At 59.8% G+C, this 8,780-nt stretch carries 8 protein-coding genes and 3 pseudogenes; 8 read left to right on the forward strand and 3 right to left on the reverse strand.

The features are described 5' to 3' along the window. Positions 1 to 661, forward strand: a pseudogene (locus tag BGN91_RS08330) (glucan biosynthesis glucosyltransferase H); the annotation flags it as partial. 177 nt (positions 662 to 838) lie between these two features. After that, a pseudogene (locus BGN91_RS08335) lies at positions 839 to 934 on the forward strand (alpha/beta hydrolase); the annotation flags it as partial. A gap of 191 nt (positions 935 to 1,125) precedes the next feature. Here the strand turns inward: BGN91_RS08335 and BGN91_RS08340 are convergent. Then, positions 1,126 to 1,614, reverse strand: a complete 489-nt coding sequence (locus BGN91_RS08340) for a MarR family transcriptional regulator (protein WP_292612186.1) — start codon at positions 1,612 to 1,614, stop codon at positions 1,126 to 1,128. A gap of 301 nt (positions 1,615 to 1,915) precedes the next feature. Here BGN91_RS08340 and ectA point away from each other — a divergent pair, with 301 nt between their 5' ends. The 6 genes from ectA to BGN91_RS08370 all read left to right on the forward strand — a co-directional run bounded on the left by ectA (position 1,916) and on the right by BGN91_RS08370 (position 6,978). Then, positions 1,916 to 2,407 carry a diaminobutyrate acetyltransferase gene (gene ectA, locus BGN91_RS08345; RefSeq protein WP_292612188.1) on the forward strand — a complete coding sequence of 164 codons (492 nt, stop codon included), beginning with the start codon at positions 1,916 to 1,918 and terminating at the stop codon, positions 2,405 to 2,407. 4 nt (positions 2,408 to 2,411) lie between these two features. Beyond that, entirely contained in the window at positions 2,412 to 3,737 is a 1,326-nt protein-coding gene (gene ectB / locus BGN91_RS08350; RefSeq protein ID WP_292612190.1) for a diaminobutyrate--2-oxoglutarate transaminase, read from the forward strand. Between the two features lie 15 nt (positions 3,738 to 3,752). Next, a complete protein-coding gene (locus BGN91_RS08355; protein WP_292612192.1) occupies positions 3,753 to 4,169 on the forward strand; it encodes an ectoine synthase in 417 nt (138 codons plus the stop codon). Between the two features lie 22 nt (positions 4,170 to 4,191). Beyond that, a complete protein-coding gene (thpD, locus tag BGN91_RS08360; RefSeq protein ID WP_292612194.1) occupies positions 4,192 to 5,115 on the forward strand; it encodes an ectoine hydroxylase in 924 nt (307 codons plus the stop codon). A gap of 124 nt (positions 5,116 to 5,239) precedes the next feature. After that, positions 5,240 to 5,665, forward strand: a complete 426-nt coding sequence (locus BGN91_RS08365; RefSeq protein ID WP_292612196.1) for a hypothetical protein — start codon at positions 5,240 to 5,242, stop codon at positions 5,663 to 5,665. Positions 5,666 to 5,736: 71 nt separating this feature from the next. Beyond that, positions 5,737 to 6,978: an MFS transporter gene (locus BGN91_RS08370; RefSeq protein WP_292612198.1), complete on the forward strand. Its 1,242-nt coding sequence runs from the start codon at positions 5,737 to 5,739 to the stop codon at positions 6,976 to 6,978. A gap of 149 nt (positions 6,979 to 7,127) precedes the next feature. On the opposite strand, the gene BGN91_RS17660 is transcribed toward BGN91_RS08370, so the two are convergent. Both BGN91_RS17660 and BGN91_RS08375 read right to left on the reverse strand, forming a co-directional pair. Further along, positions 7,128 to 7,316, reverse strand: coding sequence for a transposase (locus tag BGN91_RS17660; protein ID WP_366408387.1), 189 nt, complete (start codon positions 7,314 to 7,316; stop codon positions 7,128 to 7,130). 820 nt (positions 7,317 to 8,136) lie between these two features. Further along, positions 8,137 to 8,780, reverse strand: a pseudogene (locus BGN91_RS08375) (hypothetical protein); the annotation flags it as partial.

The following is an 8,780-nucleotide window of genomic DNA, read 5'->3' on the forward strand; positions in this document are numbered from 1 at the left end:
CGCAAGCGTGATGGTAGAAACTCTGATTTCCGGTTTGATTGCACCGATTATGATGCTCCTGCAGTCCCGCTCGATTCTGGAGATTACGATGGGGCGTGACTCCGGCTGGCAACCACAACGCCGTGATGGCGGGAAGCTATCTGTTCGCGAATATGTTCGAGCGTATCTCTGGCCGACAGTTTTCGGTCTATTGCTTGCAGTTTGTGCGTATGCCGTGTCGTTTTCTCTCTTTCTGTGGATGATTCCGGTTGTTGTTGGTCTGCTATTGGCGATCCCGCTGGCAGTATGGACCGCAAGCCCGCGTGCTGGAGCTCGTGTTGGATCTCTCGGCCTATTGTTGACGCCTGAGGACACCAACCCACCGAAGGTGCTCAGTCGCGCCGACGCCCTGGAGTTGTCATCCGGCTATCGAGTGCCTGTCGAAGCGATAACGCTGTTGCAAACCGATGCTGCGGTTCTCGTGGCTCATATGGCTATGGTCTCGGAAAATTCGGGGCGGCGGCGCGGCGTGTATGACGTTGATCGTCTTGTCGGAATGGCCAAAGTGGCGGATAGCTCAAATTTGAAAGAAGCGATTGAGTTGCTGACGCCTCGAGAGAAGTATGCAGTGCTGAGTGACGGCACGGTGCTGAAAGCGCTCTTGTCAAAGGCGTGTTCGTGAGGTCGCCAAAAAGCCGCTTTGTGCGAAAAGAGGGCTTCTCCGTTTTCTCACTCTTCCTATCAGCCAGCGGTCAGTTCTCGATCACGCTACCAGCGATGCTGCGACCAGTACGATAGCCTTCGGACATTGATCGGTTGATCTGCCGCGGCGGGCACGCGCTGCATCGGCGAAGAGCTGGCCAATTACGGCCGGCTCTGCCGCGAGGACGACCTAACGCTCGACGCCGCGATCAAGGTGCTGGAGGGCATCAGCGCGCAACGCACAGCCGAGGCGGGCCAATAATGCTCGCGCCTTTGACAGCAGTTATCTCGACGTGTGGCTCTACGGCGAGCCCATCGGCACGCTGACTCACTTGCAGGGCATTGTGCGCTTTAGCGAGTTCTGATTCGATGCATCGACTTCTCGGACGTCCATAGCAAATTGAGCGCAATCCCTATGAGGGGTACTTGGCAAAGCACGTCGATCTATTTCGGCTGGGATTGATCGATAGCCCCGCTGTCCAGCAATGGTGCAGCGTCGATATCCTGCGCGTCCATCAGCAAGGCCAGGCGCTCCACTGTGGCTAGAATCATGGCTTGCTCCCATGACGGCAACTTGACGAAGCGACCTGTAAACGTCAGGTGGAGCAGGTCGGGTGCATTGATCACAACGTGCCTGCCGGCCTGCGTCGCCGTCAGAAGGAACTGGCGCTTGTCGTTTGCGTTACGTTGGCGTTGCACCAAGTCTAGCGCAACAAGCCGATCAACGATCGTCGTGATCGTTGCTTGACTGAACTGAAGCGCCTGGGCAACGACGCCGGGCGTCGTCTTTGTGCGCGCTTCGATCTCCCGCAGCACCAGCCATTGCGATGTGGTGAGGCCAGTGGCAACGGCCAGTTGGCGACTGCCGATTTCGGTTGCTCGCAGCACCCGTCGCAAGGCGCGCAGCGTTAGTGAGGCGATCTCTGATGTCATGCACGTTCTTAACGCTGTCGCCGGGTTCAGGCGACTCTCATAGGCTCCATAGCCACTCATTCAAATTTATTTAGCTGTTCGAATTAATTGTGTCGGCCAGGATGTGGCGATAAAGGCATAAATAGCAAACTTGCTATCGAAAAATCCATAAGGTAGATTGAAAGATAATACGGAGGCCGAAGAAATTAGTTTGGAAACTAAAGAAATTGCGGATCGTCCGATTCGAGCATCCGGCAGATCCTCGTCAATGGCTTTCGGTGCGGTCCCGGACTCTCGCGAAGCGTTCCGGTTGAGAAAGCCCGTGGCTGCGGACGGCCCTGCGATTACGCGGCTGATCGCAGCCTGCGCGCCGCTCGACGTCAATTCCGCATACTGCAACCTGCTTCAGTGCACGCACTTTGCGGACACCTGCATCGTTGTTGAGCGAAGTGGTGAGATCCTGGGATGGACCTCGGGCTATCGTCCGCCGACGGAGCCGAACAGTTTTTTCGTCTGGCAGGTTGCGACCGCGCGCGCCGCGCGCGGCCAGCACCTTGCCCGGCGCATGATCAACGCGTTGCTGGCGCGCCCGGCCGCCGAAGGCGTCACGCATCTCATCGCCACGATCACCGATGACAATGCACCGTCCTGGGCATTGTTCAAAAGTCTGTCGCGCGCATGGGGCGTGCCGCTGACCAGAAGCGCGATGTTCGACCGCGATGCGCACTTCGCCGGCGCGCACGATACCGAATGGCTGGCCCGCATTGGGCCGCTGCCAAGCCGAAACTCCCGGAACCAAGATCAGGAGGCCTGACGACATGACCACAGCCACACTTGTTCGCCAGACGCGGCCTAAACCAACAGGCCACATTCCCGACCGGTCTATCTATGAACGCCGCGAGTCCGAAGTGCGCAGCTATGCGCGCGCTATGCCGCGTCAGTTCAGCCGGGCCGAGGACGTCTGGATGTACGACAATCAGGGTGGACGCTATCTCGACTTCCTGTCGGGATGCTCAACGCTTAATTATGGGCACAATCATCCTGTGCTGAAGAAAGCGCTGCTCGATTACATTTCGGCCGATGGCATCACCCACGGGCTCGATCTGCACACCGACGCCAAGGCGGAGTTTCTCGAAACCTTCGAGTCGCTGATCCTGAAACCCCGGGGCCTGGACTATCGCGCGATGTTCACTGGGCCGACCGGCACCAACGCGGTCGAAGCGGCCATCAAACTTGCCCGCAAGGTGACGGGACGTGGATTGGTGATCGCCTTTACCAACGGTTTTCATGGCATGACGCTGGGCGCGCTTGCCTGCACGGGCAATGCAGCCAAGCGCTCTGGCGCGGGCGTGCCGCTTAGCCATGTCAGCCACGAGCCGTATGACGGCTATTACGGCGCGAATGTCGACACCGCCGCGTTATTGGAGCAACGGCTGTCCGATCCCTCCAGCGGGCTCGATGAACCGGCGGCGATTCTCGTCGAGACGGTTCAGGGCGAAGGCGGCCTCAACGCCGCGTCGTCGGAATGGCTGCGGGCGATCGCCGACATCGCCAAGCGCCATGGCGCTTTGCTGATCGTCGACGACATCCAGGCCGGCTGCGGACGCACCGGCAAGTTCTTTAGCTTCGAAGGCATGGGCCTCACGCCTGATATCGTCACCTTGGCGAAATCGCTTTCCGGCATGGGGCTGCCATTCGCGCTGACGCTGTTTTCGCCCGAACTCGACCAGTGGTCGCCCGGCGAGCACAACGGCACGTTCCGCGGCAACAACCACGCCTTCGTGACCGCGACGGCGGCGCTGCGGCACTTCTGGCGGAACGACGCGTTCGAAAAGGATATTCGACGCAAGGGTGATTTGCTGTCCAGGCGTCTGAGCGCGATGGCTGCGGAATTCGGTCTATCCACGCGCGGGCGCGGCATGATGCGCGGCATCGACGTCGGCTCCGGAAAGGTCGCCGACACCATCACGCTCGCCTGTTTCGCCGCCGGACTCGTCATCGAAACCAGCGGCGCGCACGACGAGATCGTCAAGGTGCTGGCGCCGCTCACCATCGATGAGGCCATTTTCTCGGCCGGACTCGACATTCTCGAGGAATCCATTCGCACCGTGATGACCGGGAGTTACAGCGTCGCAGCCGAGTAAAGAAAGGAAAAACAAATGATCATTCGTCAGCTCAGCGACATTCGCAGGACTGACCGTCTCGTCAAATCGAAGGGCTGGGACAGTGCTAGGCTTCTTCTCAAGGGTGACGGCATGGGCTTCTCGTTCCACATCACGACGATGTACGCCGGAGAAGAGCTTCGGATGCATTATCAGAACCACCTCGAGGCTGTGTTCATTCTGAAGGGGATCGGGACCATCGAGAATCTCGGCACTGGAGAAATACACAAGCTTTCGCCGGGGGTCATGTATGCGCTGAACAACAATGACCGGCACATTGTTCGTCCGGAGACCGACATCCTGACGGCCTGTGTGTTCAATCCGCCGGTCACCGGCCAGGAAGTTCATGACGAAAATGGCGCCTACCCGGCCGAAGTCGACGTTCCGGCGCAGAGGGTCGCCGTCAATTCCTGAACTCTTGAAAGAGAGAATCGAAATGACCACCGACATTTACCCGTCCCGCATCACCCCGGAAGCACAGATGCTTCCGCGCCTCGACCCCGTCGTCCACAGCGAATGGACCGAGAACGCGCCACTAACGCGGCAGCAGTCCGAGGAGTTCGATCGCAATGGCTTCCTGGTGCTCGAGAACGTGTTTTCTCCGGAGGAAGTCGCCTACCTTCAGAAACAGTCGAAGGAGCTGCTGTCGGGACCCGAGGGTCTAAACCCTGAGACGATCATCACCGAACCAGGCGGCGACGAGATCCGCTCGATCTTCGAGATCCACGCCCAGAGCAGCATCATCGGACGACTTGCCGCCGATGCGCGGCTGGCCGGCATTGCTCAATTCCTGCTCAACGATAAAGTCTACATCCATCAATCGCGTCTCAACTACAAACCCGGCTTCGAGGGCAAAGAGTTCTACTGGCACTCCGACTTCGAGACCTGGCACGTGGAGGACGGCATGCCGCGCATGCGCGCGTTGTCCTTGTCGGTGCTGTTGGCCGAGAACACGCCGGACAACGGGCCGCTGATGCTGATGCCGGGATCGCATCGCATCTTCCTCACTTGCCTCGGCGCGACACCCGACGACCATTATCGCACCTCGCTGAAGAAGCAGGAGTACGGCGTACCGGATCGGCAGAGCCTGACCGAATTGGCGCATCGCCACGGCATCGTGGCGCCGACCGGCAAAGCCGGCACGGTGGTGATCTTCGACTGCAACACGATGCATGGATCGAACGGCAATATCACGCCGTATCCGCGCGCTAACGCATTCTTCGTCTACAACGCCGCCAGCAACCGGCTACAGGCTCCGTTCGGTGTCAAGAAGCCACGGCCCAGCTTCGTCGCCGCGCGCGGCGAGCCGAGGCCGCTGATACCGCAGGGCGGTCCGCTGATGGAGGAAGCTCTCGCATGAGAGGCGGTCACGGTGTCGGCAATCCCGGCAGTGCGCCCATGGCCGCGACCGGCACGCTGCTCGACAATGGTGAAGACGAAGCGGAGGGTCGGCGTGCGGCCTGACGCCGCGCGCTACGCTGGTCATGCTTTCCGCCATCGCATCGGTCCGCAGCCGGCTGCTTGCCATCTTCATTCTGATGGCGGGCAGTGGATTCATGGCGACGCTGCTGAGCCTGCGGCTCGAGCGAGCGGGGCAGAGCACCATCATCATCGGCCTGGTGGCAACCGTCTACTTCGACGGGCTGGTGATCGGCGCCCTTCGTTCGGGACGCATCGTCCGCCGCGTCGGGCACATCCGCGCTTTCGCAGCCTTCGTCGCGCTGCTATCGGCGAGCACCCTCGGCTATGCGCAATTCACCGATCAGCTGCTGTGGCGCGAGAAGGCCACGCCACCCGTTCCGGCGCCCAAGCAGCAAGACTTCCAGATTCTTCCCCGCACGACGCCGATCGCGTCGCTGCTTGATCCCAACACGCCCGACTCCCCCGCGGCCGAAGAATCACAACCATGAACGGTTCCGCGTCAGGTCCAGGATCAACCGTCTGCCGCGCGACGCTGCACCGGGCGATTGCCGCGTCGGCCATGGGAAACGCCACGGAATGGTTCGACTACGGCATCTATTCCTACGGTGTCATCTACATTTCCGTCGCGCTGTTTCCCGGCGATGTCGGGGAGGCGGTGCTGTTCGCGCTGGCCACCTTCGCGATCTCCTTTCTGGTCCGGCCGCTGGGCGGGATCTTCTGGGGCTCGCTGGGTGATCGGTTCGGCCGCAAGTCGGTACTCGTGCTGACTATTCTCTTGATGTCGGGCGCCACGCTGTCGATCGGCCTGATTCCGTCTTACGACAACATCGGTTTATGGGCGCCGTTGCTGCTCATTGTGCTGCGTATGGTACAGGGCTTCTCGACGGGCGGCGAATATGGCGGTGCTGCGACGTTCATGGCCGAATACGCGCCCGACGAGCATCGCGGCTTCTATGGCAGCTTCCTGGAGGTCGGCACGTTGTCGGGCTTCTCGCTGGGCGCATTGCTGATGCTGACTTTCTCGCTGCTGCTCGGCGACGAGGCGATGCGCGCTTGGGGGTGGCGCATTCCGTTCCTGGTTGCTGCGCCGATGGGCCTGGTAGGCATGTATTTGCGTTCGCGGATAGAGGATACGCCGGTGTTCCGGGCGCACGAAGCCGCAAGCAGGATAAAGCCCTCGCCTGGTGTGGCCGCCCTAGTGCGGCGGCACTGGCGTCCCATGATGGTGGTTGGCGGTCTCGTGGTCGCGCTCAACGTCATCAACTATACGCTGCTCAGTTACATGCCGACCTATCTGCAACGCCGCATCGGGTTGTCCCCGGACGAAGCGCTGGCGGTGCCACTGATCGGCATGCTGTTCATGATGCCGTTTCTGCCTTTTGCGGGCGGTCTGTCGGATCGCATCGGGCGTCGGGCAATGTGGTACGTCTCGCTGATCGGTTTGCTGCTGCTGGTGACGCCGCTCTACATGCTGATGGGGACCGGATTGGCCGGCGCCTGCCTCGGCTTCATCCTGCTGGGACTCCTCTATGTGCCGCAGCTTGCGACCATATCGGCGACCTTCCCTGCGATGTTTCCGACCAGCGTCCGTTTTGCGGGCTTCGCCAGCGCCTACAATATTTCAACCTCGATCTTCGGCGGCACGGCCCCGGCCGTGAGCAGCGGCCTGATTACCGTCACCGACAACGAACTGATGCCGGCCTATTACATGATGGCAACATGCCTGGTCGGACTGGCCGCGCTGCACTTCACGCCGGAAACGGCAGGACGGTCTCTTTATGACGATCCTTTCGCGCAATAAGGTTTAATGTGCCTTTCATGGGCGATCCACCCTTAGCCGTATCCTTGTAGGAATGTACGGAAAGTACGGCAACGCCCGTCTACGAAAGAGGTTCTGGACGGCGGCGCAGGTCGTTGCGTACCAACGCGACAGTTTCCGACAGCTGGTCGTTACCGGCGGTCGATGCCATAACGGCGCGCCACGTCCGAGACGCTGGCGCCAGGCTGCGCGGCCGCTTCCAGAATCCCACGCTTGTCGGCCTCGCTGAACCGCCGCCGATGATCCTCGCGTGGTCGCGGAACGACAGGGACGGAGGAGGGATAAGCCCCATGACTTAAGAGTGTGACTACGGGGGTGATTTAGACTGTGACTAAGGGTGTGACTTAGACCTCGGCGGCGGTAGAGGAGTTTGCGTTGTGGAAGATCCGGTTCGCGTCTGAACTTCTGACGCCAGTTCTCGAAAGCTTTCTGCGGCAGGCCGTGAAACTCACAATATTGCCGCTGATTCAAGTCGCTACGCTTCCAGGCCTCATGGTGCGCTCGCCAGAAAACCTCGCCCTGACGTGCCCAAGCTCCGTTCTCGTTCGCCATCTCGTTCTCCTCATCTGCAAAATCGAGAGCGAGAACAAATCGTGTGCGCGATACCACGAACGCGCAACTTCGATCTTCTGCACAATTACAGTGGCGCCCTTTGCATCTCGGATCATCACGACGCACCGGCGCCATGGGAGGTGACCGCCCCTCATGTCTACGTCCGCGCTCATGGACCATCGGGCAACTATCGCGATCGTTATGCCCCTTAAACACTGGCGGCGTGGGCGGGAGGGTTATTACGCTTACGAATGGAAGGACACAGTATCTATGTGTATGTCGACAACGACCAGAAGAGCGCGGCTCATCGTACAGGGATTAACCTTGGAGCGAGTCGCCAAGCGAAGCGTCGGTATCTCTTCGGAGGATGCTAAATAGAGCAAGCGAAGCGAGACCCTTTTTCAACCTCTGAGGCCGAATACTTGGAGAGCTCGGGCGGGCACCCCTGCCTTCACGGCTGCGAAGGTCGATCAGCGCATCGCGGCGCGGCACAACCGGTAACGGAAAAGTAAACGCAGGGATACCCAGGAACTATCACCGTCCCCCACGTCTCTCAACGCAATCCGCTTTGGGAACTTCGTGGAGGGACTACTTCGAAGAGGAGCCTGTTGTTGTTCCCGGCTCGGAGGCGGAATTGTTGCCATCAATTGCTTTGGAAACCGCCTGGCCGCGGGGTCCGAACGTCATCAACACCTCATCGCCGTCTTTTGACTCCGCCTGAACCACGAAGGTTCTCGCCAGGAACTTGATCTCGGAGAAGCCCGCTTGCTCCAGCTGCTGCTTGATCTTCTGAGCCGCGTTTTTTTGCGCGTCATCTATTTGGATCGTCTGAGAATTCTCGATAGCGCTAGCGTGGACGGATGCATTGTCAATTCCGGGATTCGGCTTCGCGGCTTCCGCGCCTCCGGAATTTGGCTTGGCGATACCCTTGGCGATACCCGAGGATTGGTTCTGCTCCGGAATGGCCTTGCCCACGCTAGTTGCTGGGACATCTGAAGTTGCTGGGACATCTGAGCTGGTGGAAGATGTTGCTAGATGCTCTTTGCTCCCTTGGTGCCAGGCAAACCACGCACCAATCAGCAGTATGAGAGCCACAACGGCAGCGCTGTTCAGGAGCTTACGGAAACCTTCTTCTCCGCGCGGAAAATCCATCATTACCGTGCCTTCCACACCGTGCCTTCCACGATTTTGTAGGACCAATTCTGAACTGTTAAATTCGTTCCCAGCGTAAC

The sequence above is a fragment of the Nitrobacter sp. 62-13 genome (assembly GCF_001896955.1).
In the GTDB taxonomy this organism is placed as follows: Bacteria; Pseudomonadota; Alphaproteobacteria; order Rhizobiales; family Xanthobacteraceae; genus Nitrobacter.